Source organism: Streptomyces sp. NPDC051018, from assembly GCF_044456085.1.
Classification (GTDB): domain Bacteria; phylum Actinomycetota; class Actinomycetes; order Streptomycetales; family Streptomycetaceae; genus Streptomyces.
In genome coordinates this window covers 28,332-53,919 of record NZ_JBITFN010000033.1, presented here as the reverse complement: position 1 = coordinate 53,919, position 25,588 = coordinate 28,332, and the positions used below count along the sequence as shown (strand labels likewise).

At 73.3% G+C, this 25,588-nt stretch carries 22 protein-coding genes; 17 read left to right on the top strand and 5 right to left on the bottom strand.

What is annotated here, in order from left to right; translation table 11 throughout:
• Positions 1–23 precede the first annotated feature (23 nt).
• The 8 genes from ACIBCM_RS33875 to ACIBCM_RS33840 all read left to right on the top strand — a co-directional run bounded on the left by ACIBCM_RS33875 (position 24) and on the right by ACIBCM_RS33840 (position 8,790).
• Positions 24–1,136: a quinone-dependent dihydroorotate dehydrogenase gene (locus ACIBCM_RS33875; RefSeq protein ID WP_399250056.1), complete on the top strand. Its 1,113-nt coding sequence runs from the start codon at positions 24–26 to the stop codon at positions 1,134–1,136.
• Complete coding sequence (pyrF, locus tag ACIBCM_RS33870) at positions 1,133–1,975, top strand: orotidine-5'-phosphate decarboxylase (protein WP_399250054.1); 843 nt, start codon at positions 1,133–1,135, stop codon at positions 1,973–1,975. The genes ACIBCM_RS33875 and pyrF overlap by 4 nt, the downstream gene beginning before the upstream one ends.
• Positions 1,976–2,290: 315 nt before the next feature.
• Positions 2,291–2,614, top strand: coding sequence for an integration host factor (locus tag ACIBCM_RS33865; protein ID WP_003956414.1), 324 nt, complete (start codon positions 2,291–2,293; stop codon positions 2,612–2,614).
• A gap of 38 nt (positions 2,615–2,652) precedes the next feature.
• Entirely contained in the window at positions 2,653–3,225 is a 573-nt protein-coding gene (gene gmk, locus ACIBCM_RS33860; protein WP_399250052.1) for a guanylate kinase, read from the top strand.
• Positions 3,226–3,299: 74 nt separating this feature from the next.
• Positions 3,300–3,572, top strand: coding sequence for a DNA-directed RNA polymerase subunit omega (gene rpoZ / locus ACIBCM_RS33855; RefSeq protein WP_005319902.1), 273 nt, complete (start codon positions 3,300–3,302; stop codon positions 3,570–3,572).
• A 97-nt stretch (positions 3,573–3,669) separates the two neighbouring features.
• A complete protein-coding gene (gene coaBC / locus ACIBCM_RS33850) occupies positions 3,670–4,881 on the top strand; it encodes a bifunctional phosphopantothenoylcysteine decarboxylase/phosphopantothenate--cysteine ligase CoaBC (RefSeq protein WP_399250050.1) in 1,212 nt (403 codons plus the stop codon).
• Positions 4,882–5,134: 253 nt separating this feature from the next.
• The gene (gene metK / locus ACIBCM_RS33845; RefSeq protein ID WP_399250048.1) at positions 5,135–6,343 is read left to right on the top strand and encodes a methionine adenosyltransferase; all 1,209 of its coding nucleotides are present in this window, start codon (positions 5,135–5,137) and stop codon (positions 6,341–6,343) included.
• Positions 6,344–6,645: 302 nt separating this feature from the next.
• Positions 6,646–8,790: a primosomal protein N' gene (locus ACIBCM_RS33840; protein ID WP_399250046.1), complete on the top strand. Its 2,145-nt coding sequence runs from the start codon at positions 6,646–6,648 to the stop codon at positions 8,788–8,790.
• A 293-nt stretch (positions 8,791–9,083) separates the two neighbouring features.
• On the opposite strand, the gene ACIBCM_RS33835 is transcribed toward ACIBCM_RS33840, so the two are convergent.
• A complete protein-coding gene (locus tag ACIBCM_RS33835) occupies positions 9,084–9,620 on the bottom strand; it encodes a hypothetical protein (RefSeq protein ID WP_399250045.1) in 537 nt (178 codons plus the stop codon).
• A 272-nt stretch (positions 9,621–9,892) separates the two neighbouring features.
• Between ACIBCM_RS33835 and fmt the strand changes: the two genes are divergently transcribed.
• The 5 genes from fmt to ACIBCM_RS33810 all read left to right on the top strand — a co-directional run bounded on the left by fmt (position 9,893) and on the right by ACIBCM_RS33810 (position 16,142).
• Positions 9,893–10,837 carry a methionyl-tRNA formyltransferase gene (gene fmt, locus ACIBCM_RS33830; protein WP_399250043.1) on the top strand — a complete coding sequence of 315 codons (945 nt, stop codon included), beginning with the start codon at positions 9,893–9,895 and terminating at the stop codon, positions 10,835–10,837.
• A gap of 35 nt (positions 10,838–10,872) precedes the next feature.
• A complete protein-coding gene (locus tag ACIBCM_RS33825; RefSeq protein WP_399250041.1) occupies positions 10,873–12,309 on the top strand; it encodes an RsmB/NOP family class I SAM-dependent RNA methyltransferase in 1,437 nt (478 codons plus the stop codon).
• Between the two features lie 322 nt (positions 12,310–12,631).
• On the top strand, positions 12,632–13,318 hold the full coding sequence (gene rpe, locus ACIBCM_RS33820) for a ribulose-phosphate 3-epimerase (protein ID WP_399250039.1): 687 nt from the start codon (positions 12,632–12,634) through the stop codon (positions 13,316–13,318).
• 196 nt (positions 13,319–13,514) lie between these two features.
• On the top strand, positions 13,515–14,495 hold the full coding sequence (locus ACIBCM_RS33815) for a sugar-binding transcriptional regulator (protein ID WP_399250077.1): 981 nt from the start codon (positions 13,515–13,517) through the stop codon (positions 14,493–14,495).
• Between the two features lie 204 nt (positions 14,496–14,699).
• Entirely contained in the window at positions 14,700–16,142 is a 1,443-nt protein-coding gene (locus ACIBCM_RS33810) for a GuaB1 family IMP dehydrogenase-related protein (RefSeq protein ID WP_399250038.1), read from the top strand.
• 238 nt (positions 16,143–16,380) lie between these two features.
• On the opposite strand, the gene ACIBCM_RS33805 is transcribed toward ACIBCM_RS33810, so the two are convergent.
• Together ACIBCM_RS33805 and ACIBCM_RS33800 are read right to left on the bottom strand one after the other, a co-directional pair.
• On the bottom strand, positions 16,381–17,283 hold the full coding sequence (locus ACIBCM_RS33805; protein WP_399250036.1) for a serine hydrolase: 903 nt from the start codon (positions 17,281–17,283) through the stop codon (positions 16,381–16,383).
• Positions 17,280–18,341: a LysR family transcriptional regulator gene (locus tag ACIBCM_RS33800; RefSeq protein WP_399250034.1), complete on the bottom strand. Its 1,062-nt coding sequence runs from the start codon at positions 18,339–18,341 to the stop codon at positions 17,280–17,282. Before ACIBCM_RS33800 ends, ACIBCM_RS33805 begins: the two co-directional genes overlap by 4 nt.
• An 86-nt stretch (positions 18,342–18,427) precedes the next feature.
• Here ACIBCM_RS33800 and ACIBCM_RS33795 point away from each other — a divergent pair, with 86 nt between their 5' ends.
• Positions 18,428–20,068, top strand: coding sequence for a penicillin-binding transpeptidase domain-containing protein (locus ACIBCM_RS33795; RefSeq protein WP_399250032.1), 1,641 nt, complete (start codon positions 18,428–18,430; stop codon positions 20,066–20,068).
• 165 nt (positions 20,069–20,233) lie between these two features.
• On the opposite strand, the gene ACIBCM_RS33790 is transcribed toward ACIBCM_RS33795, so the two are convergent.
• The gene (locus tag ACIBCM_RS33790) at positions 20,234–20,719 is read right to left on the bottom strand and encodes a hypothetical protein (RefSeq protein WP_399250030.1); all 486 of its coding nucleotides are present in this window, start codon (positions 20,717–20,719) and stop codon (positions 20,234–20,236) included.
• 503 nt (positions 20,720–21,222) lie between these two features.
• Positions 21,223–21,456, bottom strand: coding sequence for a hypothetical protein (locus ACIBCM_RS33785; protein WP_399250029.1), 234 nt, complete (start codon positions 21,454–21,456; stop codon positions 21,223–21,225).
• A gap of 254 nt (positions 21,457–21,710) precedes the next feature.
• On the opposite strand from ACIBCM_RS33785, the gene ACIBCM_RS33780 reads away from it, so the two are divergent.
• From ACIBCM_RS33780 to ACIBCM_RS33770, 3 genes are all read left to right on the top strand, one after another.
• Positions 21,711–24,314 carry a nitrate- and nitrite sensing domain-containing protein gene (locus ACIBCM_RS33780; protein ID WP_399250027.1) on the top strand — a complete coding sequence of 868 codons (2,604 nt, stop codon included), beginning with the start codon at positions 21,711–21,713 and terminating at the stop codon, positions 24,312–24,314.
• A 73-nt stretch (positions 24,315–24,387) separates the two neighbouring features.
• Positions 24,388–24,780 (top strand): roadblock/LC7 domain-containing protein, encoded by a 393-nt coding sequence (locus tag ACIBCM_RS33775; protein WP_399250075.1) that lies wholly within the window; start codon positions 24,388–24,390, stop codon positions 24,778–24,780.
• 174 nt (positions 24,781–24,954) lie between these two features.
• Positions 24,955–25,410 (top strand): Lrp/AsnC family transcriptional regulator, encoded by a 456-nt coding sequence (locus ACIBCM_RS33770; RefSeq protein WP_399250025.1) that lies wholly within the window; start codon positions 24,955–24,957, stop codon positions 25,408–25,410.
• The last annotated feature ends 178 nt before the right edge of the window (positions 25,411–25,588 follow it).

Below are 25,588 nucleotides of genomic sequence, written 5' to 3'. Positions count from 1 at the left end.
TCCCTCCGTATGAGGACCCCACCATGTACAAGCTGTTCTTCCACCTCGTCTTCCGGCGGATGGACCCCGAGCGGGCCCACCGTCTGGCCGTCCGCTGGATCAGGCTGACCGCGCGGATCCCCGTACTGCGGACCTTTGTCGCCGCCGTGCTCGCGCCGCGCCACCGGGAACTGCGCACCGAGGCGTTCGGGCTGCGTATGCACGGCCCCTTCGGGCTCGCGGCGGGCTTCGACAAGAACGCCGTCGCCATCGACGGCATGGCGATGCTCGGCTTCGATCACGTGGAGATCGGTACGGTCACCGGACTCGCCCAGCCCGGCAACCCGAAGAAGCGCCTGTTCCGGCTGCTGCCCGACCGGGCGCTGATCAACCGCATGGGCTTCAACAACGAGGGCTCGGCCGCGGTCGCCCGGCGCCTGGGGGAGCGGCGGGGCGTCTTCCGTACCGTCGTCGGCGTCAACATCGGCAAGACCAAGGTGGTGCCGGAGGCCGAGGCCGCCGCCGACTACGTCACCTCCACCGAGCGGCTCGCCCGCCACGCCGACTATCTCGTGGTGAACGTCTCCTCGCCCAACACCCCGGGCCTGCGCAACCTCCAGGCCACGGAGTCCCTGCGCCCCCTGCTCACCGCCGTGCGCGAGGCGGCCGACCGCACGGAGACCCGCCGCCGGGTCCCCCTTCTGGTGAAGATCGCGCCCGATCTCGCCGACGAGGACATCGACGCGGTCGCCGACCTCGCCGTGGAACTGGGGCTGGACGGCATCATCGCCACCAACACGACCGTCTCCCGCGAGGGACTGCTCTCCCCGCACGCCCTCACGAAGGAGACGGGCGGGCTGTCCGGCGCGCCGGTGAAGGAGCGCTCGCTGGAGGTCCTGCGCCGGCTGTACGCCCGGGTCGGGGACCGCATCACCCTGGTCGGCGTCGGCGGTATCGAGAACGCCGAGGACGCCTGGCAGCGCATCCTCGCGGGCGCCACCCTCGTCCAGGGCTACAGCGCCTTCATCTACGAGGGCCCCTTCTGGAGCCGGGCGGTCCACCAGGGCCTGGCGGCCCGCCTCGCGGCCAGTGAGTACACCACCCTCGCCGAGGCCGTCGGCGCCGGCACCCGATCACGGAAGGAAGCCGCCGCATGAGCACTCAGGCCCCCTTCGGCGCCCGGCTGCACGAGGCGGTGCGCGCCCGCGGCCCGCTCTGCGTCGGCATCGACCCCCATGCCTCGCTGCTCAAGGACTGGGGGCTCGACGACGATGTCGCCGGGCTCGAACGCTTCACCCGTACGACCGTGGAGGCCCTGGCCGACCGGGTCGCCGTCCTCAAGCCCCAGTCGGCGTTCTTCGAGCGCTTCGGCTCGCGCGGGATCGCGGTGCTGGAGAAGTCCGTCGCCGAGGCCCGGGACGCCGGCGCCCTGGTGCTCATGGACGCCAAGCGCGGGGACATCGGCTCCACGATGGCCGCGTACGCCTCCGCGTTCCTGGACCCGTCCTCCCCGCTGTTCTCGGACGCGGTCACCCTCTCCCCGTATCTGGGCTTCGGCTCGCTGCGCCCGGCGCTGAGCGCGGCCGGGGCCTCCGGCTCGGGCGTCTTCGTCCTCGCGCTCACCTCCAACCCGGAGGGCGCGGAGGTCCAGCGCTCCACCGCGGCCGACGGCCGCTCGCTGGCGCAGGTGATGCTCGATCACATGGCGGCGGAGAACGTGGACGCGTGGCCGCTCGGCTCGGTCGGGGCGGTCGTCGGCGCGACGCTCGCCGACGCGGGGGTGAATCTGGCGATCAACGGCCCGCTGCTCGCTCCCGGCATCGGCGCCCAGGGCGCGACCCCCGCCGATCTGCCCCGGATCTTCGGCTCCTCGGTCGGCAACGTCCTGCCGAGCGTCAGCCGCGGAGTGCTGAGCCGCGGGCCGGACGCGGCGGCTCTGCGAGATGCGGCGGCGCGTCTCGCCGACGAAGCGGCGTCGGTGGTCTCGGGCGGCTGAGCGAGCCGCCGGGGCGGCCGGCGGACCTGCCATAGATGTACTGACCAGCGGAGTCGTGTGCGCTCTCATGAGAAACCTCTTCATGCACGCTGTTGCCAAATCTTGACGCAAATCCCGGTCGTTATGCCGGAAAAGTCCTGGTCGGTCGATGCTGACCAGGACTTTTCGTCTGTTCTCGCTGACTGGAGCGGTGTGGCCCGCTAGTCTCCGTCGAGAGCGCACGAGCACTGCGTTGCTCGTTGCTCGCCTGGTGTGGGGCGACTAGGTTCCTCACCGGTCCGTATCCGACAGATCGACATCCGAGGTGACGTAGGCGTGGCTCTTCCGCCCCTTACCCCTGAACAGCGCGCAGCCGCGCTCGAAAAGGCCGCCGCGGCTCGCCGGGAGCGGGCCGAGGTCAAGAATCGACTCAAGCACTCCGGCGCCTCGCTCCACGAGGTCATCAAGCAGGGTCAGGAGAACGACGTCATCGGCAAGATGAAGGTCTCCGCTCTTCTGGAGTCCCTGCCGGGCGTGGGCAAGGTCCGCGCCAAGCAGATCATGGAACGGCTCGGGATCTCCGAGAGCCGCCGTGTGCGCGGTCTCGGCTCGAACCAGATCGCCTCCCTGGAGCGTGAGTTCGGCGGCGGCCCCGCCTGACGGTCCCGGGCACCCCCGGGAAGCTGGATAATCGCTGCATGGCAGCAGAGGTACGTCCGCGGCTGACCGTGCTCTCCGGCCCCTCCGGGGTGGGCAAGAGCACGGTCGTCGCCCATATGCGCAAGGTCCATCCCGAGGTCTGGCTCTCGGTATCGGCCACCACCAGGAAGCCGCGCCCCGGCGAGCGCCACGGCGTTCAGTATTTTTTCGTCACCGACGACGAGTTCGACAAGCTGATCGCCAACGGTGAGCTGCTGGAGTGGGCGGAGTTCGCGGGCCATCGGTACGGCACGCCCCGGCGCGCCGTCCTGGAGCACCTGGAGTCGGGTGAGCCCGTACTGCTGGAGATCGACCTCCAGGGCGCCCGGCAGGTCAAGGACTCCCTGCCGGACTCCCTGCTGGTCTTTCTGGCACCGCCCAGCTGGGACGAGCTGGTCCGGCGGCTCACCGGCCGGGGCACCGAGTCGGCCGAGGTGATCGGCGAGCGGCTGGACGCCGCCAAGGGGGAACTGGCCGCCGAGTCGGAGTTCGACACCACCCTGGTCAACACGTCCGTCGAGGACGTGGCCCGTGAGCTGCTAGCCTTGATGGCGGTGTCTGCCGACGACTGACTCGCCGGTACTCCGGAGAGCGATCCCCGGATCTTCACACCGTTCGATCTTTTCCCATCTTCGGAAGGTAGAGCGTGTCCTCTTCCATCACCGCGCCCGAGGGCATCATCAACCCGCCGATCGACGAGCTGCTCGAGGCCACGGACTCGAAGTACAGCCTCGTGATCTACGCGGCCAAGCGCGCGCGTCAGATCAACGCGTACTACTCCCAGCTCGGCGAGGGCCTGCTCGAGTACGTCGGTCCGCTCGTCGACACCCACGTCCACGAGAAGCCGCTCTCGATCGCCCTGCGCGAGATCAACGCGGGCCTGCTGACCTCCGAGGCCATCGAAGGCCCGGCTCAGTAGTCGTACAAATCGCGAGTTGTCCACAGGCCCGGCGGCCCGTCCGCCGGGCCTGTGGTGTGTCATAGGGGCAGGCAGACACCGAGTGTGGGGAGACGCAGTGGACAAGCAGGTCAAGCCGAGGGTCGTGCTGGGGGTCAGCGGGGGCATCGCCGCGTACAAGGCGTGTGAGCTGCTGCGCAGACTCACCGAGTCCGGCCATGACGTACGGGTCGTGCCGACCGGGTCGGCACTCCACTTCGTCGGCGCCGCGACCTGGTCCGCGCTCTCCGGGAACCCGGTCTCCACCGAGGTCTGGTCCGATGTCCACGAGGTCGCGCATGTACGGATCGGCCAGCACGCGGATCTGGTCGTGATCGCGCCCGCCACGGCCGACCTGCTCGCCAGGGCCGCCCACGGACTCGCGAACGACCTGCTGACCAACACCCTGCTCACCGCCCGCTGTCCCGTCGTCCTCGCCCCCGCGATGCACACGGAGATGTGGGAGCACCCCGCGACCCGCGAGAACGTGGCCACCCTGCGCCGCCGAGGCGCGGTGGTGATCGAACCGGCGGTCGGCAGGCTCACCGGCGTCGACACCGGCAAGGGCCGGCTGCCCGATCCGGGCGAGATCTTCGAGGTGTGCCGCCGGGTCCTGGCCCGGGGCACCGCCGCTCCCGACCTCGCGGGCCGCCATGTCGTCATCAGCGCGGGCGGCACCCGTGAGCCCCTCGACCCCGTGCGGTATCTCGGCAACCGCTCCTCCGGCAAGCAGGGGTACGCCCTCGCCCGTACCGCCGCGGCCCGTGGCGCGCGGGTGACGCTCATCGAGGCCAACACCGCCCTGGCCGACCCCGCGGGCGTCGACATCGTCCGTGTCGGTACGGCGGTGCAGCTGCGCGAGGCCGTGCTCAAGGCGGCCGGGGACGCCGACGCGGTGGTGATGGCGGCGGCCGTCGCCGACTTCCGGCCCGCCGTGTACGCCGACGGCAAGATCAAGAAGAAGGACGGAGAGGACCCCGCCCCCGTCGCCCTGGTCCGCAACCCCGACATCCTCGCCGAGATCTCGGCCGGACGGCCCCGGACCGACCAGGTGATCGTGGGCTTCGCCGCCGAGACCGACGACGTCCTCGCCAACGGGCGCGAGAAGCTGCGCCGCAAGGGCTGCGATCTGCTCGTCGTCAACGAGGTGGGGGAGCGCAAGACCTTCGGCGCCGAGGAGAGCGAGGCGGTGGTCCTGGCCGCCGACGGCGGTGAGACCCCGGTGCCGTACGGGCCCAAGGAGGTGCTGGCGGACACGGTGTGGGACCTGGTGGTCCCCCGTCTGCGGTGAGGTTCCGGCCGTTCTCCCGAGTGGTCGGACATTCCGCTCGAAAGGCGGCGTTCCGGCCGCCGGATCCGGTCTATCGTCCTGCTCGTAGACGTTCCGTCGCAGCTGGCGGCGCCGCCGCTCGACTCCACGGGTCGAGACAGGTGGTCCGTTCACACAGGGCGACGGATAAACTGGTCATGGAACGTCGCGGGGCGCAGCCCCCTGCCGGTCCGCCAATGATCAGCCAGCAGCCGCTGCAACCCCAGGGAGCGATGTGTCCCGCCGTCTCTTCACCTCGGAGTCCGTGACCGAGGGTCACCCCGACAAGATCGCTGACCAGATCAGTGACACCATTCTCGACGCGCTCCTCCAGGAGGACCCGGCCTCCCGGGTGGCCGTCGAGACCCTGATCACCACCGGCCTGGTGCATGTCGCCGGTGAGGTCACCACCAAGGCGTATGCCGACATTCCCACGCTCGTGCGCAACAAGATCCTCGAGATCGGCTACGACTCGTCGAAGAAGGGCTTCGACGGCGCCTCCTGCGGTGTCTCGGTCTCCATCGGCGCACAGTCCCCGGACATCGCGCAGGGCGTGGACACGGCGTACGAGAATCGCGTCGAGGGCGATGACGACGAGCTGGACCGGCAGGGCGCCGGCGACCAGGGTCTGATGTTCGGGTACGCCTGCGACGAGACCCCCGAGCTGATGCCGCTGCCGATCTACCTCGCGCACCGGCTCTCCCGCCGGCTGTCCGAGGTCCGCAAGAACGGGACCATCCCGTATCTGCGGCCCGACGGCAAGACCCAGGTCACCATCGAGTACGACGGTGACAAGGCCATCCGCCTCGACACCGTCGTCGTCTCTTCCCAGCACGCCTCCGACATCGACCTGGACTCGCTGCTCGCGCCGGACATCCGCGAGTTCGTCGTCGAGCACGTCCTCAAGCAGCTCGTCGAGGACGGGATCAAGCTCGACACCGACGGCTACCGGCTACTGGTGAACCCGACCGGCCGCTTCGAGATCGGCGGCCCCATGGGCGATGCCGGGCTCACCGGGCGCAAGATCATCATCGACACCTACGGGGGCATGGCCCGCCACGGCGGCGGCGCGTTCTCCGGCAAGGACCCGTCCAAGGTCGACCGCAGCGCCGCCTACGCCATGCGCTGGGTTGCCAAGAACGTCGTCGCCGCCGGCCTCGCCGCGCGCTGCGAGGTCCAGGTCGCCTACGCCATCGGCAAGGCCGAGCCCGTCGGCCTCTTCATCGAGACCTTCGGCACGGCCACGGTCGACACCGAGAAGATCGAGCAGGCCATCGCCGAGGTCTTCGACCTCCGCCCGGCGGCGATCATCCGCGATCTGCAGCTGCTCCGCCCTGTCTACGCCCAGACCGCGGCGTACGGCCACTTCGGCCGGGAGCTGCCCGACTTCACCTGGGAGCGCACGGACCGCGTGGACGCCCTGCGCGCCGCCACCGGTCTGTAGTCCTGCGCGCCGCCACGGTCCGGAAGACGCCCCGGTACGGCCAAGGCCCCGGCACCCCTTTCCCAGGGACGCCGGGGCCTCCTCCGTACGCCCGGGGAGAGCGTCGCGGGTGGTGACGGCGGGCGGCCCCCTCGCGGGCCTCTTTCGGACGCTCGGGGAGCGTGTCCGGCATATCGCGGCAGCCCGGGTCGAGGCCCGCTGCCGCGGGTGCGGCGTCGCCGTCGCGCGCCCGCTCGTCCGGGCCCGTACCGGCGGCGCCACGGCCGGTTGAACTGTCAGTGGTCTCTGGTAGGAATGTGGCTGTGAGCAGCGACGACGAGCAGCCCGAGGAGCCCGCCGCCAACGGGCCCGAGCAGCTTGCGCTCATCCGGGAGACCGTGCGGAAGGCCAAGGTCCCGAAGGCCAAGCCGCGTACCTGGCGGGGGGCCGCGCTGGCCCGGGAGCTGCCCGTCGCACGGGTGCTGGTCAACAAGGGCGTGCTCCATCTCGACCAGTACTTCGACTACGCCGTGCCCGAGGAACTGGACGCCGACGCACAGCCGGGCGTGCGGGTGCGGGTGCGGTTCGGGGCCGGCGGACACCGGGTCCGTGACGGCCGGCGCGAGGGCGGCGGGCTGATCGACGGCTTTGTCGTCGAGCGCCGTGCCGACACCGACTACGGGGGAGCGCTGGCCGCGCTCGCCTATGTCGTCTCGCCCGAGCCGGTCCTCAGCCCCGGGATGCTGGGCCTGGCGCGGGCGGTCGCCGACCGTTACGCGGGGTCGCTGGCCGATGTGCTCCAGCTCGCCGTCCCCCCGAGGAACGGCCGCGCCGAGTCGAAGCCGTCACCGGAGCCGCTGCCGCCGCCGGCCGCGCCCGCGCCCGGGAGCTGGGAGCGGTACGGCAGAGGGCCGGCGTTTGTGGAGGCGCTCGCCGCCGGGGGGAACCCGAGGGCCGTATGGACCGCGCTGCCCGGACCCCACTGGCCCGACGAGCTGGCGCGGGCCGTCGGCGCGACTCTGGCCTCCGGGCGGGGCGCGCTGGTGGTCGTGCCCGACGGGCGGCGGGCCGCACGCGTGGACGCCGCGCTCACCGCGCTGCTGGGGGAGGGGCGGCACTCCTTGCTGACCGCGGAGTCCGGACCCGAGAAGCGGTACCGGCAGTGGCTCGCCGTACGGCGGGGGTCCGTGCGTGCCGTCGTGGGGACCCGGGCCGCCATGTTCGCGCCCGTACGGGATCTCGGGCTGGTCGCCGTGTGGGACGACGGCGACTCCAGCCACAGCGACGAGAACGCGCCGTTCCCCCATGTCCGCGAGGTCCTCGAACTGCGTGCCGCCCATGACCGCTGTGCCTTCCTCCTCGGCGGCCTCGGCTGCACGGTGGAGGCGGCCCAGCTCGTCGCGAGCGGCTGGGCTCTGCCGCTGGGGGCGGACCGTGAGCGGGTACGCGCGGCGGCGCCCCTGATCCGTACCGTCGGCGACGAGGAACTGGCCCGGGACGAGGCCGCGCGGGCCGCCCGGCTCCCCAGCCTCGCCTGGGCGACCGTCCGGGAGGGGCTGAAGTCCGGCCCGGTGCTGGTGCAGGTGCCCCGCCGGGGTTACGCGCCGAGGCTCGCGTGCGAGCGCTGCCGGGCGCCCGCGCGGTGCCGCCACTGCTCGGGACCGCTGGAGGCACCCGACGAGCGCGCGCTGAACTGCCGGTGGTGCGGTCGCGGCGCGCCCGACTGGTCCTGCGTCACCTGCGGCGGTACACGGCTGAGGGCCAGCGTCGTCGGGGCGCGGCGCACGGCGGAGGAACTGGGGCGTGCGTTTCCGGCTGTTCCTGTGCGCACCTCCGGGCGGGACCATGTGCTCGACAGCGTCCCCGGGCGGCCCGCGCTGGTCGTGAGCACCCCGGGGGCGGAGCCCGTGGCCGACGGCGGTTACGCGGCGGCGCTCCTGCTGGACGGCTGGGCGATGCTCGGGCGGCCCGATCTGCGTGCGGGCGAGGACGCGCTGCGGCGCTGGATCGACGCGGCGTCGCTGGTCCGGGGCCAGGCCGACGGGGGCACGGTGGTCATCGTCGCCGAGCCGACCCTGCGGCCGGTCCAGGCCCTCGTCCGCTGGGACCCGGTCGGCCATGCGCAGCGGGAGCTGGCGGAGCGGGCCGAACTGGGCTTCCCGCCGGTGTCGCGGATGGCGGCGGTGACGGGGCCGGCGGACGCGGTGGGCGCGTTTGTGGCGACGGCGGAGCTGCCGGGCGATGTGGAGGTCCTCGGCCCGGTCCCGCTGCCCGTGGCCGCGGCCGGGAGTCCCCGCAGGCCGGGTGATCCCCCGCCCGGGGAGTCATGGGCGCGGACGCTGCTGCGGGTGCCCCCGGGGCGGGGAGCGGCGCTGGCGGCGGCGCTGAAGGCGGCACAGGCGACGAGGACGGCGCGGGGCGGGGCGGGGCGGGTGCGGATCAGGGTGGATCCGCCGGACATCGGCTGAGGGGTTTCCGGGGGTGGATGCGGGGTGCCTGCGGCGCGGGTGTGGGTGCCTGGTGTGCGCCCTCTGGCCGGGTGCGGGTCCTTGCCGGGGGCGCTGCCCCCGGGCCCCCGCGCCTCAATCGCCGGCGAGGCTGATTTTTGGTGGCCGTGCCTTGTTTGGTGGCGGGTGGGAGTGGGGTCGGTCGATGTGGGCGCGGCCCACGGGGTCCGTGTGTCTCGATCGCCGGCGGGGCTGGTTTTTGGGGAGGTCCCGTGGCTGCCCCCGGTGGGGCGGGGGCAGCCGGGTGGGTGGGGTCAGCCGTTGCGGGGGGTGGGGAAGGCGGGTGGGCGGTGGTCCTCGCGGAGGGAGGCGGTGGCGGCGGTCGGCTGCGGGGGCATCGAGCGCGCCGCGGGGACCGTCGCGGGCAGGACGGGCGGTGCCAGGGTGCGGGTCGTCGACGGCTCCTGGGCGTGGTCCGCGTCCGCGGGGACCGGCTGCTGGGTGGCCCGCCGGGCGCCGTAGCGCCGGTGGACGGCCTGTTTGGTGACCCCGAGGGCCGAACCGACCGCGTCCCACGAGAAGCCCAGTGAGCGGTCGAAGTCCACCGCGGCCGTCACCAGGGTCTCGACGCTGTCCCGCAGTTCCTGCGCCAGACGGACCGTCGGAGCCGGAGCTCTGCCGTAGACGACGAAGCCGGTGGAGGGACCGGAGCGGCGCGGGCGGTAGACATTGCCCAGCTGAGCGGTGAGCGTGCGCAGTGCGTCCACCTGCCGGCGGACCCGCTCGATGTCCCGCACCAGCAGGTGCAGGCTTGCCCGAGCTTGGGCGTCGTGGGTTGCGTGGTCGGCCATCGGGAAGCCTCTCGAACCGGCGTTGAAAGGGGCCGGGCCGCGTCGGCGCGGCCCGCTCGGTCGATCTCTGTGGAGATCGTTCTCTGTGGAGATCGGTCAATCTCTCTTGACCAACGCTCCACCCGCCGATGTGGTCACGCTGCGGGGGCGTAGGGGCATATCCGCAGTGCGCGAAGGCATCCGTACGCCCCCGGCGCCCATCCGCCATACACTGGTGCGCTCCCCCGTCACACCGCACCAGCACGCCAGCCGTGAGAGGCAGTCAGCCACCCATGAAGCTCGTCTTCGCAGGCACCCCCGAGGTCGCCGTACCCGCCCTGGACGCCTTGATCGCCTCGGAGCGGCACGAGGTGGCCGCGGTCGTCACCCGTCCCGACGCGCCCGCCGGACGCGGTCGGCGGCTGGTGGCCAGCCCGGTCGCCCAGCGTGCGGAGGAGGCCGGGATCGAGGTGCTCAAGCCGGTGAAGCCGCGTGACGGGGATTTCCTGGAGCGGCTGCGCGAGATCGCGCCGGACTGCTGCCCGGTGGTCGCGTACGGCGCGCTGCTGCCCCGGGTGGCCCTCGACATCCCGGCCCGGGGCTGGGTCAATCTGCACTTCTCGCTGCTGCCCGCCTGGCGCGGTGCCGCCCCCGTCCAGCACGCCGTCATCGCCGGGGACGAGATGACCGGCGCGGCGACCTTCCAGATCGAGGAGGGGCTCGACTCCGGCCCCGTCTACGGGGTGATCACCGAGCGCGTCCGGCCCACCGACACCAGCGGCGATCTGCTCACCCGGCTCGCCTTCGCGGGCGCGGGACTGCTCTCCGCCACCATGGACGGCATCGAGGACGGGACCCTGGAGGCGGTACCGCAGCCCGCCGACGGCGTGTCGCTCGCGCCGAAGATCACGGTCGAGGACGCCCGCGTCGACTGGAAGGCGCCCGCCCTGCGCGTCGACCGGCTGGTACGCGGCTGCACTCCCGCGCCCGGAGCGTGGACCGTGTTCCGCGGAGAACGGCTGAAACTGGTCTCCGTACAGTCGGTCCCGGACCGTATGGAACTCGGCGCGGGGGAGCTGGCCGTCGGCAAGAACAGCGTCCACGCCGGCACCGGATCGCACGCCGTCGAGCTGCTCTGGGTGCAGCCGCAGGGCAAGAAGCCGATGCGCGCGGCCGACTGGGCGCGCGGAGTGCGGATCGCCCCCGGCGAGCGGGTCGGCGACACGGACGTACGCTGAGAGGATTCCGAGACCGATAGAGCAGCGGAGCACCTTTGAACGACCAGGCACGCCCCAAGGGGGCTCGCCGTCCCCACAAGCCCTACCGCCGTCCCCAGAAGGACCCCGTCCGGATCCTCGCCTTCGAGGCGCTGCGGGCCGTGGACGAGAGGGACGCGTACGCGAACCTCGTCCTGCCGCCCCTGCTGAGGAAGGCCCGTGAGAAGGGCGATTTCGACGCCCGGGACGCCGCACTCGCCACCGAGCTGGTGTACGGCACCCTGCGCCGCCAGGGAACGTACGACGCGATCATCGCGGCCTGTGTGGACCGGCCGCTGCGCGAGGTCGACCCCCCGGTTCTCGATGTGCTGACGCTGGGCGCGCACCAGCTGCTGGGGACCCGTATCCCGACCCACGCGGCCGTCTCGGCGAGTGTGGAGCTGGCGCGGGTGGTCCTCGGTGACGGGCGGGCGAAGTTCGTGAACGCCGTCCTGCGCAAGATCTCGCGGGACGACCTCGACACCTGGCTGGAACGGGTCGCGCCCCCGTACGACGAGGACGCCGAGGACCATCTCGCCGTGGTCCACTCGCATCCGCGGTGGGTCGTGTCCGCGCTCTGGGACTCGCTGGGCGGCGGCCGGGCCGGGATCGAGGACCTGCTGGAGGCCGACAACGAGCGGCCGGAGGTGACGCTCGTCGCCAGGCCCGGGCGCTCCACCGCCGATGAGCTGCTCGGTGAGGAGTCGGCGCTGCCGGGACGCTGGTCGCCGTATGCCGTACGGCTGGCGGAGGGCGGCGAGCCCGGTGCCGTGGAGGCCGTACGGGAGGGGCGCGCCGGAGTCCAGGACGAGGGCAGCCAGCTGGTCGCGATCGCCCTGGCCAACGCCCCGCTGGACGGCTCCGACGCCCGCTGGCTCGACGGCTGCGCCGGGCCCGGCGGCAAGGCGGCCCTGCTGGGGGCGCTCGCGGCGCGGCGGGGTGCCTCGCTGCTGGCCGCCGAGAAGCAGCCGCACCGCGCCGGACTGGTGGCGCGGGCGCTGGCGGGGAACCCCGGGCCGTACCAGGTCGTCGCCGCGGACGGCACCCGTCCGCCGTGGCTGCCGGGCACCTTCGACCGGGTGCTCGTGGATGTTCCCTGCACCGGTCTCGGTGCCCTCCGCCGCCGTCCCGAGGCCCGCTGGCGCCGCCGCCCCGAGGACCTGGAGGGCTTCGCACCGCTCCAGCGGTCCCTGCTGCGGGAGGCGCTCAGGGCCGTACGCGTCGGGGGAGTCGTCGGATACGCGACCTGTTCGCCGCATCTCGCCGAGACCCGGGTGGTCGTGGACGACGTCCTGCGCGGGCGCGGCGGCCCGGCTGCCGAGGCGGAGTGGGTGGACGCGCGCCCGCTGATGCCGGGCGTCCCCGCGCTGGGGGACGGGCCGGACGTCCAGCTGTGGCCGCATCTGCACGGTACGGACGCGATGTATCTGGCGCTGCTGAGGCGCACGGCCTGAGGACCGCCGCCCGGGCGCGGGCCACCCGGCCGTCGTCCTCCGCCGGGGCCGGGCACCTCGGAAGCCGTGGGCGCGCCCCGGGAGAGGCCGCCCCGCCCGGACCCGTGCCGGCCCGCGTTCCCTCCGCGCGGCCCCGGCGCCCCGCCGTGGCGGACCGCCTCGCTCCGGATGGCCCCGCGCCCGGGTGCGGCGTTCCGGGTGTACTTACCACCTGTCGGAAACGTCGGGAATGCGGGTACTGGCAGGGTGCCGGGCGTCCCCGGCGCCGGCCGGAAACCGGACCGGGGCGGGGAAGTGCCCCGGAACATGGCAGGCTTGGGCCATGGCCGTACAGATCAACCCGAGCATTCTCTCCGCCGACTTCTCCCGCCTGGCGGAAGAGGCCAAGGCCGTCGAAGGCGCCGACTGGCTCCATGTCGATGTGATGGACAACCACTTCGTGCCCAATCTGACGCTGGGCGTCCCGGTCGTGGAGTCCCTCGGCCGTGCGACGGACACCCCGCTGGACTGTCATCTGATGATCGACGACCCCGATCGCTGGGCACCGCAGTACGTCGAGGCGGGGGCCGGATCGGTCACCTTCCATGTGGAGGCCGCCGCGGCCCCCGTACGGCTCGCGCGGGAGATCCGGGCCAAGGGCGCCCGTGCCTCCATGGCGCTCAAGCCGGCCACGCCGATCGAGCCGTACGAGGATCTGCTGCCCGAGCTGGACATGCTGCTGATCATGACTGTGGAGCCCGGCTTCGGCGGGCAGGCGTTCCTCGACACCATGCTCCCCAAGATCCGCCGTACCCGGGAACTGATCTCCAAGCACGGCCTCGAACTGTGGCTCCAGGTCGACGGAGGGGTCGCCGAATCGACGATCGAGCGGTGCGCCGAGGCGGGCGCGGACGTGTTCGTCGCCGGTTCGGCGGTCTACGGCGCGAGCGACCCGGCCGAGGCGGTCCGCGCGCTCCGCGCGAAGGCGCAGAAGACCGTCGCCACGGCCGGCTGGGCGTGTGCCCACTGACCCCGGGCACCTCCCGGCCCACCCGGGTCGGCCCGTGTGATCACCCCGTGCGACCACCGGGCCACCAGCAAGTGAACGAAGCCCGTCCGGGCTGATCAACATCCGTCGGATCTGACAGGATTGCGGATCCGGAGTGTGGAACAGCAGTGAGGAGATCGCGGTGTCTGCTAGGTCGGCGGGACGGTCTGCCCTGCGGATGGGACCCGCGGAGCTGGTGCAGGCGGCTGCCATGGCACGCCGCTTCTACCTGGAGGGCAAGTCCAAGATCCAGATCGCCGAGGAGTTCGGCGTCAGCCGCTTCAAGGTGGCGCGGGTCCTGGAGACGGCGCTGGAGCGGGATCTCGTACGCATCGAGATCCGCGTCCCCGCCGAGCTGGACGCGGAGCGCTCCGACGCGCTCCGCGCCCGTTTCGGGCTGAGGCACGCGGTGGTCGTCGAGTCCCCCGCGGACGCCGACGAGTCGCCCGACCCGGAGAACCTCGGCGAGGTCGCCGCCGATCTGCTGGGCGAGCTGGTGAACGAGGGGGATGTGCTGGGCCTGGCCTGGGGCCGCTCCACCATCCATATGGCCGCCGCGCTCGACCGGCTGCCGCCGTGCACCGTCGTCCAGCTCACCGGTGTGTACGACGCCGGGACCGCCGAGCGCGGTTCGGTGGAGGCCGTCCGGCGCGCGGCCCAGGTCTCCGGCGGCGACGCCCACCCCATCTACGCGCCCATGCTGCTGCCCGACGCGGCGACCGCCGCCGCACTGCGCAACCAGACGGGGATCGCCCGCGCCTTCGAGTACTTCGACAAGGTCACCGTCGCGGCTGTCTCCATCGGTTCCTGGGAGCCGGGCATCTCCACCGTGCACGACATGCTCACCGACGAGGAGCGGGCCAGATACGCCTCGTACGGCGTCGCCGCCGAGATGTCCGCCCATCTCTTCGACCGCGACGGCCGCCGGGTCGGCCGTGATCTGGGCGAGCGGTGCATCACCGTGGAGGCCGACCGGCTGCGCCGTATCCCCGAGGTCGTGGCGATCGCGGGCGGCCAGCGCAAGGCGGAGGCCATCGGGGCCGTACTGCGGTCCGGGCTGGTCACCAGCCTGGTCACGGACACGGCTGCGGCCGACCATCTGCTGCTGCTGCCCGCGGGCTCCCGTCCCGCGCTGGAGCGCGCGGATCCCGACGCCTGAACGTGCCCGCCCCACGGGCGGTACGGTCACCGGCCGGGCGGGTCCGTTCTCCCGGTGTTTGGGCGATCGCACCAGGAGACCGCCCATGAGCTGGAGGAATCGTCCGGGTATGACACGGTCCCTTGCATGGGACAATGAAGTACGTGCGCTTTCCCCGGCCGACACGACCGGGGGTCACCTCCGATCGACTGGGATGTTCAGCACGTGCGTTTCCTCAATGATCTGCAGCCGTCGTACGACCTGACCTACGACGACGTCTTCATGGTGCCGAGCCGCTCCGCGGTGGGTTCCCGGCAGGGCGTGGACCTCACCTCGCCCGACGGCACCGGCACCACCATCCCGCTGGTCGCCGCGAACATGACCGCGATCGCGGGCCGGCGGATGGCGGAGACCCTCGCCCGCCGCGGCGGGCTGGTCGTCGTCCCCCAGGACATCCCGATCGAGGTCGTCACCGATGTCGTCGCCTGGGTCAAGACCCGGCATCTCGTCTTCGACACCCCGATCGTGCTCTCGCCCACCCAGACCGTCGCCGACGCGCTGGCCCTGCTGCCCAAGCGGGCCCATGACGCGGGTGTCGTCGTCGACGCCGACCACCGGCCGGTCGGGGTCGTCACCGACGCCGACCTCACGGGTGTCGACCGCTTCACCCAGCTCTCCGAGATCATGTCGCGCGATCTGGTGCTGCTGCCCGCCGACATCGACCCGCGCGAGGCGTTCCACCGGCTCGACAACGCCAACCGGCGCTACAGCCCGGCCGTCGACGAGGAGGGCCGGCTCGTCGGCATCCTCACCCGCAAGGGAGCCCTGCGCGCGACCCTCTACACGCCTGCCGTGGACGCCCGGGGCCGACTCCGCATCGGCGCCGCCGTCGGTATCAACGGCAATGTGGCGGGCAAGGCCAAGCAGCTGCTGGACGCGGGCGTCGACGTCCTCGTCGTGGACACCGCGCACGGTCACCAGGAGTCGATGATCTCCGCGATCAAGGCGGTCCGCGGGCTCGACCCGAAGGTCCCGGTCGTCGCGGGCAACATCGTGGCCGCGGAGGGCGTACGCGATCTCATCGAGGCGGGCGCCGACATCGTCAAGGTCGGCGTGGGCCCCGGCGCGATGTGCACGACCCGGATGATGACCGGCGTCGGACGGCCGCAGTTCTCCGCCGTGCTGGAGTGCGCCGCCGAGGCGAAGAAGTACGGCAAGCACGTCTGGGCCGACGGCGGCGTGCGTCATCCCCGCGATGTCGCCATGGCGCTGGCCGCGGGTGCGTCGAACGTCATGATCGGCTCCTGGTTCGCCGGTACGTACGAGTCGCCGGGCGACCTTCAGCAGACCGCCGACGGGCGCCTCTACAAGGAGTCCTTCGGCATGGCGTCCGCGCGCGCCGTCCGCAACCGCACCAGCGAGGAGTCGGCGTACGACCGGGCCCGCAAGGGGCTCTTCGAGGAGGGCATCTCCACCTCGCGGATGTTCCTCGACCCGGCCCGTCCGGGCGTCGAGGACCTGGTCGACTCGATCATCGCGGGCGTGCGCTCCTCCTGCACCTATGCGGGCGCGGGCTCGCTGGAGGAGTTCGCCGAGCGGGCGATCGTCGGCGTCCAGAGCGCGGCCGGGTACGCGGAGGGCCAGCCGCTGCACGCGAGCTGGAACTGATCCCGGTTCCGGGTCCCTCGCGGGCCCGGACCCGACGCCGGGGCCGTCGGCGGGTGCCGTTCGGACCCTGCCGTACGCCGGTGTGCACCCGGCCGCCCCGGAGCAGCCCACGTCTTTCCAGCCCGTCCGGCGTTCGAGGGCGGACCCGCGCCCCGGGCGGCCCCGGACGAAAGGCCCCGGGGCGCACCGATTCCGGCGGCCCCGGCCCGGCCGCCCGGCACCCTCCCGCGGCCCGGTGTCAGGGCGCGCGCAGGGCGTGGACCGCCAGGCGGGCCGCCGTGCCGATCGCCGCGTCGGCGGTGGGCTGGCGGGCGGCCGGGCGGGCGGAGCGGGTGAAGACGGCCACCGCGTAGCGGCCGCCGTCGGGGTACTCGACCATCCCGGCCTCGTGGCGCAGCGTCGGCAGGGTGCCGGTCTTGCCGTAGACCCGGACATCGTCGTACGGGAATCCGGAGGTGAGCCGGTGCGGCCACACCTGGAGCCCGAGGACCGCGCGCAGCTCCCTCGCACGCTCCGGCGAGCACGCCTCGTCGCGCCAGAGTGCGGCGAGCAGCCGGGTCATCTCCCGGGGGGTGCTCCGGTTGGCCCGGGCCGGGTCGAGGACCCGCAGCCGGGCCAGGAGAGCCGGATCCGAGGAAAGCCGGGCACCGTCGCCCCCGGAGTCCTCGTCGACGGCCGCGATGAGGTCGCGCATGGTGTGCACCGCGATGGTCCGGCGCAGGCCGAGCGCGCGCATGGCCTTGTTGACCTCGGTGAGCCCGACGCGGTCCAGGAGCAGGTCCGCCGCGGCGTTGTCGCTCACCGTCAAAGCCATCGCGAGCAGGTCCCGTACCGACATCCGTACCGGGCCGCGCAGCATCGAGAGCCCGGTGGGGCCGGGGGTACGGGTGCCGTGGTCCGATTCCACGAGTTCGTCGAGGTCGACGCGCCCCTCGTCGGCGAGCCGCTGCACGGTGACCGCGAGGCACAGTTTGTGGACGCTGGCGGTGCTCACGGGGGTGTCCGCGCCGACGGCGATCTGGGCGCCGGTGCCGAGGTCGAGCGCGTGCATCCAGCCGGTGACCCCGGCATCGGTGAACGCCGACCGGATACGGGCCCGGACACCGCCCGTGCCCTGACGGGTCTCGTCCGAGGCGCTCATACCGTGTATCCGTACGCAGGGCCGGGCAGGGCGGTCCGCCGCGCCGCAGCCGTCTCCATCACCGGGACCATTCCTCCTCGTTCGGTGAGGACACTCTCCGCCACCTCGGCGAACAGCTGTACCACCGGGTCGTCCTGCCGTCCACGCAGCCAGGCCACGGAGACCTGTTCCAGCAGCGGTTCGCCCTCCAGGGGGTGCCAGGCCATGCCCGGCGCGAGCTTGCGGTCGCGAGAGGCGAAGGTCACCGCCGTCCCGGACATGACCATGCCGTCCACGAACTCGGGGTCCTGTCCCGCGATCACGGAGCCGGGCTCGAAGCCGTGCCTGCGGCAGACCGCCAGGGTCTCCGCGTGCTGGGCGGGCGCCGACGGCTGAGGGAACAGCACCAGATCGAGGCCGTCGAGCGTTTCCAGCCGCAGCGGAGCACCCGTGCCCCCGCCCGTACCGGTTTCGCCGCCCCCACCGGAATCCCCGCCCGTACCCCCGCCTGGGGCCGTGCCCGGGTCCGTGCCGTCGGTGCCCGTGGCGCCCTCCTGCGGCGCGCGGGGCAGCACCACCCCGTATGGCCTGCACAGCACCTCGCCCAGACCGAGCCCCGCCACATCCACGGGATGCCGCAGCACGCCCGCGTCGAGGGTCCCGGCGCGCAGCTCGGCGAGCTGCACCACCGCGCCCAGTTCGCGCAGGGCGAGCCGTACGCCGGGCGACCGCTCCCGGAACCCGCCGACCAGGGCCGCCACGACGGCGCCGCCCAGCTCCGGCGGCACGGCCGCGCGCAGTACCCCCGCCGCGCCGCTGCGGACCCGCGCGGCCACCCCCAGCAGCGCGTCCGCCTGGGCGATCAGAGGCCGCGCCTCGGCGAGCAGCAGCCGGCCGCCCTCGGTCAGTTCGACGCCCCGGCTGGTCCGGTCGAAGAGGCGCACGCCGAGCTCCCGCTCCAGCCGCTGGATGCGCTGCGAGAGCGACGGCTGGGCCAGACCGAGCCGTGCCGCCGCCCGTCCGAAGTGTCTTTCTTCTGTAACGGCGACGAAGTACCGGACATGCTTGACCAGGTCCACAACCAGGGATCATAGCCATTCTCATATCGGCCCCCACGGCATAGGACTCTTGGCCCGACCGGGCGATGGCCTGCTGAGGTGACCACATGTCCGACTACAGCGAACACACGGGCCGCGCGGGTCGCGGCTACAGCCCCGGCTCTCCGGCCCCCCGGCGACGGCGCCGCCTGCTTCCCACGGTCGTCGTGCTGCTCCTGCTGTCCGGGGGCGGCGTCACCGCGTGGAGCATGCTCGGCAGGGACGAGGACGGCAGGGCGACCGATGAAAGGGCCGCGGCGGTCGACGACTTCCTCGGCGCGTGGGCCCGCGGCGACGCCCGAGAGGCGGGGCGCCACACCGACACCCCGGCCGCCGCGACGGCCCGGCTGACCGCGCTCGCCAAGGATCTGCCCGCGGAGAAGACGACCTTCGACCGGGGTGAGTCCAGCGGCAAGGACACCTACGCCTTCCGTGCCACCTTCCGCCTCAGGGGCGGCAGCACCTGGACGTACGACTCGAAGGCTCCCGTGGTCCGCGAGGACGGGCGCTGGGTCGTGCGCTGGAGCCCGGCCGTCATGCACCCCCGCCTCACCGACGGCAGCGCTCTCGCCCTGCGCCCGGACACCGACAACCGCGCCGAGGTGCAGGCCGCCGACGGCAGATCGCTGGCGGGGCTCTCCCCGGCCCTGGTGGGCAGCCCGGGTAAGAGCGGCCTCCAGTACCGCTACGACAAGCAGCTCGCCGGGAAACCCGCGGACTCGGTCGCCATCGTCGGCACCACCAGCGGCCGTACCCTCGCCACCCTGCACACCGCCGAGGGCCGACCGGGCAAACCCGTCCGTACGACACTGGACCGCGCGACCCAGCAGGCCGCCGAGGCGGCGCTGCGCGGGCTCAGCAAGCACGCCGCGATCGTGGCCGTCCGGCCGAGCACCGGGGAGATACTCGCGGCGGCCGACAATCCGCCCAACGGCGAGAACCGTTCGCTGCGGGGGAAGTACGCGGCAGGCTCGGACTTCAAGGTGGTCACCGCCGCCGCGCTGATCAAGGACGGGATAAGGGAGGAGACACCGGTGCCCTGTCCCCGCTACGAGCGGGTGAACGGCCAGAGCTTCGAGAACCAGGACCTGTTCTTCCTGCCCGACGGGTCGACGTTCCGGGACGGCTTCGCCCGGTCCTGCAACACCGGCATCATCGGCCTGCGCGACCGGCTGGACGACAACAGCCTGACCGAGGCCGCCGGGTGGTTCGGCATCGGTCCGGAGTGGAATGCGGGCGCGACCACGTACGACGGCTCGGTACCACCCACCACCAGCGACAACGACAAGGCCGCCGCCATGATCGGGCAGGGCCGGGTGGAGGCGAGTCCGCTGGTGATGGCGTCGGTCGCCGCGACCGTGAAGGACGGCACCTTCCGCCAGCCGGTCCTCGTACCGGCGGCGGTGAAGAACCGTGCGAAGGCCACGGCCCCGCTCGACCCCGCCACGGCCTCCGAACTGCGGTCCCTGATGCGGGCGGTGGTCACCGAGGGTTCCGGCAGGGCCCTGCGCGGAATGTCCGGCGAGCCGGGCGCGAAGACGGGCACCGCCGAGTACGGCAAGGAGTCCCCGCCGCGCACCCACGCCTGGTTCATCGGCTTCCGGGGCGACCTCGCGTTCTCGGTCCTGATCGAGGACGGCGGATCGGGTGGCGCGGACGCGGGTCCGGTGGCCGCCGCGTTCCTCCGCGGAGTGACGGGGGACGGCTGAACCGCACCCGTACGCGGCCTCCGGGCCCGGTCGCACCTTCGCGGGGAGGGTGCCGAACGGGCCGGGGCGCTCGCCTCTCTCGTGCCTGCCGTACGGGACACGGTGATTCAGGGCGTACAGCCACCGGCCGGCCGGCGGAGGCCCGGGGCACCTCCGCCCGGACGATCACTTGTGGACGGGGCGCTTCCGGGCCGCTCGGCCCGGACGGGCCCGGTCCGGTCCGCGCGGGAAGCACCCCGCGACGGTGAGCGGGCCGTGCGGCGCGAGGCGCGCGATGGGTGCGTGGGGCGCGGCGGGTGCGCCGGGGCGCTCACGCGGGACGCCGGGTGGTGTCGGACCTGAAGCGCGCCGGGGCGCCCATGGGGGACCCCGGGTGCCGTGCGGGGGAGGCGGGAGGAGCCCCGGCACCCAGGGAGCCATTGCCGAGGGCACCCCCGTCGCCGGGGCCGCGTGGCCCGCGTTGTCGGGGTGCGGTCCGTCGGCGAGCTGCCCGGGGCCGACGATCCCGAGCCCCGGCAGGAGGGCGAGCCACCGGTCGTCGGCCATGGTGGCGCGTACGGCCCGTTCCATCGCCGTCCGCAGCTCGGCGAGCGTGGCACCCGGCCGGTTGGGGGTGTGCTCGGCGGCCGGGCGGAGGACGGGGGAGACCATCGGGAGCGGGGTACGGGGATGCCCCTGGCGCAACCAGGGCGAGGAACGCCCGCACCGACGCGTACGGCAGCGGGGGAGTGCCGGGGACACCGTTCCCAGTTGGTCCCGAAGGCGATGGTGAGCAGGCCGCCGGGCAGTGCGGCGAGCTGTTCCGCGATCGCGGGCTCGCCGTGGGCGCAGCCCGACGCGTACCCCGGATCGACGGTGTCCGGGGCGAGTGGGCGGCCCACCCGGGCGGGCCATGGAGTGCGCCGGGCGGGTGGACCACCAGCCCTCGGTGATCGAATCGCCGTGCACGAGCCGGCGCGGGCGGGCCGGCGCCGGGTGATGGCACCGCCGATCCCGCGCACCCCGAGGGATCCGGACGCCCGGGACTCCGGTGGATACACGGTGAACACCCGTGGCCTTTCGGTGAGGGATGTGAAGGCGGCCGGGATCGGAAGGCTCGCCACCGCTTCCGCCGGCGGCTCGATGAACGTCTCACCCACGAGGACAGCGCCCTGTCAGGGCGCGAAACAGTCCGGCAGCGCGCCGGCACGCGCCGGGGCCCGGTAGCGGATTTCGGCCGCCCGCGCGCCCTCGGCCGTGAACTCCAGCCGTACGCCCACGGGCAGCGCGGCCCGCTCGACGACGTCCCGCGGAAGTCCGCCGAGGTCGGACGGGTCCGCACGCACCGGCCCCGCGCCGTCGAGCCGGGCCACCCCGCGCAGAGAGGGGAGGGGATCCAGCCAGGTCACACGAGAGCTCCGAACGCCGGGAGCGCGTGCACCGGCGGAGGGAGCCCGGCACCGCGCGAGGACGACTGACGAAGTGTCAAGACTGTAACGAGTCTTCACAGTTCCGGGTTGCCTGCAGCAAGATTGCGGACCGGTGCCCCGTCGCGTAACTTGACTGCCCCTACCTGAGGGTAATCACCGCCTTTCAGTAGTTGTCCCACTCTGGGGAGACCATGCGCCGGCGAACACGCCGCCCTACGATCCGAGGGCGGATCGTGACCCTGACGGTCATACCCGTCATGGCCCTGCTGGCCCTGTGGGCCTTCGCGATGGTGTCGTTCACCGGCGATCTGCGGGCGCTGAACCGTCTGGAGGACGTGTACGGGGACTTCGCCACCCCGGTCGACACCGCCGTGGCGCAGATCCAGACCGAACGCCGTGTCTCCGCCCGCTATCTGGGTGCGGGCCCCTACGCGGGAACGTCCGCGGTCGCCGATCTGACGAGGCAGCAGCGGTCGACCGACCGTGCCGTACGCGCGCTGCGCGAGGCCGTCGACGACGACGGCGAGGATCTCTCCTCCCGCGAACGGCGGGCGCTCGCGGCCATGGACCGCGCCGTCGACGGTCTGCCGGCGCTCCGGGCGAGGGTGAAGGCCCGGGAGATCGGCTGGGACCGGGCGGTCGAGGAGTACACGGCCGTGATCGAGCCGGCCTTCGACGTACAGTCCACCCTCACCGTCGTCCGGGTCGGCCGGCTCGCCCGTGAGGCCCAGGTCGTGGTCGAGCTGGTGCGGGTACGGGAGTTCGTCTCCCGCGAGGACGCCCTCATCGCCGGGGCGCGCGCCGCCGGGCGGCTCACCGACCGGCAGTACGACACTCTCACGGCGACCATCGAGGACCGACGGGTCTTCCACCGGACCTATGTCCCCGGCCTGCCCGACGACTCCCGGAAGCTGTTCACGGAGTTCGAGGGCGGTGCCGAGTACCGCGCGCTGGTCGCCCAGGAGGAGACCCTGCTGCGGGCGGGCGTCACGGGCGCCGTCAGGGCCATGGGCGCCGACTCCTGGCAGGACACCACCGACCGGGCGGTCCAGCGCTATCTGCTGGAGTGCACGGAGGCGTCCCTGAACGCGGCCGACCGGGGCGGGGACCTCGCCGACAGCGAGATGGCCAAGTCCGTCGCCGTGGGCGCGGCGGGGCTGATCGCGGTCGGGCTGACGGCCTGGTTCTCCGTCGTCAGCGGTCTGCGCATCTCCCGGCGGCTGGCGGAACTGCGTGACGCCGCCGATCTGCTGGCCAGCCGTCAGCTGCCCTACGCGATGCAGCGGCTCCGGTCGGGCGAGGACGTCGACGCGGACGAGGCCGCTCCGCCCCTCGCCTTCGACGACGCCGGTACCCCCGAGGAGATCGTCCAGGTGGGGCAGTCCCTCAACGCGGCCCGGCTCGTGGCCGTCGAGGCGGCCGGACAGCAGGCCGATCTGCGCCGGGGGGTCTTCACCGTGCTGCTCAACATCGCCCGGCGCAGCCAGGCGCTGGTGCACCGGCAGTCGAAGATCGTCGACACCCTCGAAGGCCGTACCACCGATCCAGCGGCCCTCGACGACCTGTTCCGCATCGACCATCTGACCACCCGGATGCGCCGTCACGCGGAGGGGCTGATCATTCTCTCCGGCGCGACCCCCGGGCGCCGCTGGCACAAGCCGGTGCCGCTCGCCGAGATCGTCGCGGCCGCCGTGGCCGAGATCGAGGACTACGCCCGGGTCGTCGTACCGCCGATGCCCCCGGTGGGCGTCGCCGCCCCGGTGGTTGCCGATGTGATCCATCTGGTCGCCGAACTCGCCGAGAACGCGGCCACGTACTCGCCCCCGCACACCCAGGTCACCATGCGGACCGGCCGGGTCGGCAACGGCTTCGTGCTGGAGATCGACGACCGGGGGCTGGGGCTGGACGCGGAGGAGCTCGACCGCGTGCAGCGGATTCTGGCCCGGCCGCACGACTTCAACCCGGCCCGGGACGAACGGCTCGGACTGTATGTGGTGGGGCAGCTCGCGGAACGGCACGGCATCGGGGTGACCCTCACCCGTTCCCCGTACGGCGGAACCACGGCCGTCGTGCTGCTGCCCAACGCCGTGATCGCGACCGCCGGGACCCCCGGGCGCCGTACCGGCGGCGGGGCGAAGTCACGGGAGAAGGCCGCCGAGCGGTCCGGTACGGGCGCGGCGCCGGCCACGGAAGCGGGTACGGGACCGGGCCCGGGAGCCGGTACGGGGCCGGGCTCGTCCGGGACGGGTGCGCAAGCCGGTACGGGGCCGGGGCCGGGCGCCGCCGCGGCCGGGCGGGAGCGGTCCGGGCACGGTACGGGCGGGACGGGCGCCCCCGGAGCCGCGGATCCCGGGGACCGGCCGCGGACCGTGCGGCCCGTACCCTTCCCGCGCGCGTTCGCGCCCGGGGAGATGACACACGAACGCGCAGGCGAGGAACCCGCTCCGGGGCCGGTCCCGCCGATGCCCGCGTCCCCACCGCCGGCGGCTCCACCGGGACGGCCCGGACCCGCGGCGGCCCAGGGCCCGCGTTCCGTTCCGGCCCCGCCCGCGGGGGCGGCCGGAGCCCGGCCTCCCGCCGCCGGACGCCCGCCGGGCCGCCTGCCCACACGGGTGCGTCAGGCATCCCTCGCTCCCACGCTCAGGGGCACGTCCCAGGGCGAGTCGGACGGCCCCGAGCGGGAGGTGTCCGCCGAGGAGATGCGCTCCATCTTCGGAGCGTTCCAGCAGGGCCTGGACCGGGGCCGGCGCGGCGTCGGACTGGGGGAGCGGCCGGAGTCCGCGCAGACCGTGCCGCGAACCCGTACGACGGAGGAAGGGACCGACGACAGTGGCTGACGACAGCAATCCCGGCAGCGCCCCCGGAGGAGACCCGGGCAACGGCCCGGGGGACGAACCGGACGGCGCGGACGTGGCGGGACTCGGCTGGCTCCTGGACGACCTGGTCGCCCGGACCGGCCATGTGCGCCAGGCGGTGCTGCTCACCGCGGACGGTCTGCCGACCAGTGCGTCCCGGGGCATGGTCAAACGGGACATCGACCATCTCTCCGCCGTCTGCGCGGGCTTCCACGGCCTCGCCAAGGAGGCGGGAGACCGCTTCCACGCGGGCCGGGTGCGCCAGACGATGGTGATGCTCGACAACGCGTTCCTGTTCATCACCCCTGCGGGCGACGGCAGCCGGCTCGCGGTGCTGTCCGACATCGAGACCGACGTCGGGCAGCTGGCCCACGAGATGGCGCTGCTGGTCAGAAAGGTGGGCCGGCACATGGCCGTACCGAACCGCTCGGAGGACGAGGACGACTGACTCCCGGCCGCCGGGACGGACCGCGCCCCCGGGGTCCGGGGTGGCGCCGTCACGGGTACGACGGCGGTCCGGCCCGGACCGCCCGGTACCGGCGCCCGGCCCCGGCCGTGTTCTACTGCGGTGACGGCACCCGCCGCCCCCGACCGGCCACCGCAGAGAAGTGATCCGCCCGCAGTGCGACTGAACGACCTCGACGAACGCATCGTCCACGCCCTCGCGGAGGACGCCCGGCGCTCCTACGCCGACATCGGCTCGCTGGTGGGCCTCTCCGCCCCCGCCGTGAAACGGCGGGTGGACCGGCTGCGTGCCGTCGGCGCCATCACCGGCTTCACCGTACGCGTCGATCCGGCCGCGCTCGGCTGGGAGACCGAGGGGTTCATCGAGCTGTACTGCCGCAGCAACACCTCGCCCGAGGCGATCGAGCGCGGCCTCAAGCGCTACCCCGAGGTCGCCTCCGCGTCCACCGTCACCGGGGAGGCCGACGCCGTCGTCCAGGTCTTCGCCTCCGACATGCGCCACTTCGAGCGGGTGCTGGAGCGGATCGCGGGCGAGCCCTTCGTGGAGCGCACCAAGTCGGTCCTGGTGCTCTCCCCGCTGCTGCGCCGCTTCTCCTCGGGGCCGCCCGCCTGACTGCCTGACCGCCTGACCGTCGGACGGACCCCGGACCCCGGACCCCGGACCCCGGACCCGGCCCACGGACCGGGCCCACGGGTGTGCCGGGCGGGGTGCCGTCGCCCGGCCCCGTCGGCCCCGCCATCCCCGCCTCGCCCGTACAACCGGCCGTCATGTGTCTGCCCTGTCCATACGA

What these genes read in the sequence shown, in the direction of transcription:
- rpe (WP_399250039.1), top strand. Translation starts at nt 12,632, where the DNA reads ATGGCCGTACAGATCAACCCGAGCATTCTCTCCGCCGACTTCTCCCGC.
- gmk (WP_399250052.1), top strand. Translation starts at nt 2,653, where the DNA reads ATGGCAGCAGAGGTACGTCCGCGGCTGACCGTGCTCTCCGGCCCCTCC.
- ACIBCM_RS33795 (WP_399250032.1), top strand. Translation starts at nt 18,428, where the DNA reads ATGTCCGACTACAGCGAACACACGGGCCGCGCGGGTCGCGGCTACAGC.
- ACIBCM_RS33815 (WP_399250077.1), top strand. Translation starts at nt 13,515, where the DNA reads ATGGGACCCGCGGAGCTGGTGCAGGCGGCTGCCATGGCACGCCGCTTC.
- ACIBCM_RS33875 (WP_399250056.1), top strand. Translation starts at nt 24, where the DNA reads ATGTACAAGCTGTTCTTCCACCTCGTCTTCCGGCGGATGGACCCCGAG.
- ACIBCM_RS33805 (WP_399250036.1), bottom strand. Translation starts at nt 17,283, where the DNA reads ATGAGCGCCTCGGACGAGACCCGTCAGGGCACGGGCGGTGTCCGGGCC.
- ACIBCM_RS33790 (WP_399250030.1), bottom strand. Translation starts at nt 20,719, where the DNA reads ATGGTCTCCCCCGTCCTCCGCCCGGCCGCCGAGCACACCCCCAACCGG.
- fmt (WP_399250043.1), top strand. Translation starts at nt 9,893, where the DNA reads ATGAAGCTCGTCTTCGCAGGCACCCCCGAGGTCGCCGTACCCGCCCTG.
- pyrF (WP_399250054.1), top strand. Translation starts at nt 1,133, where the DNA reads ATGAGCACTCAGGCCCCCTTCGGCGCCCGGCTGCACGAGGCGGTGCGC.
- ACIBCM_RS33835 (WP_399250045.1), bottom strand. Translation starts at nt 9,620, where the DNA reads ATGGCCGACCACGCAACCCACGACGCCCAAGCTCGGGCAAGCCTGCAC.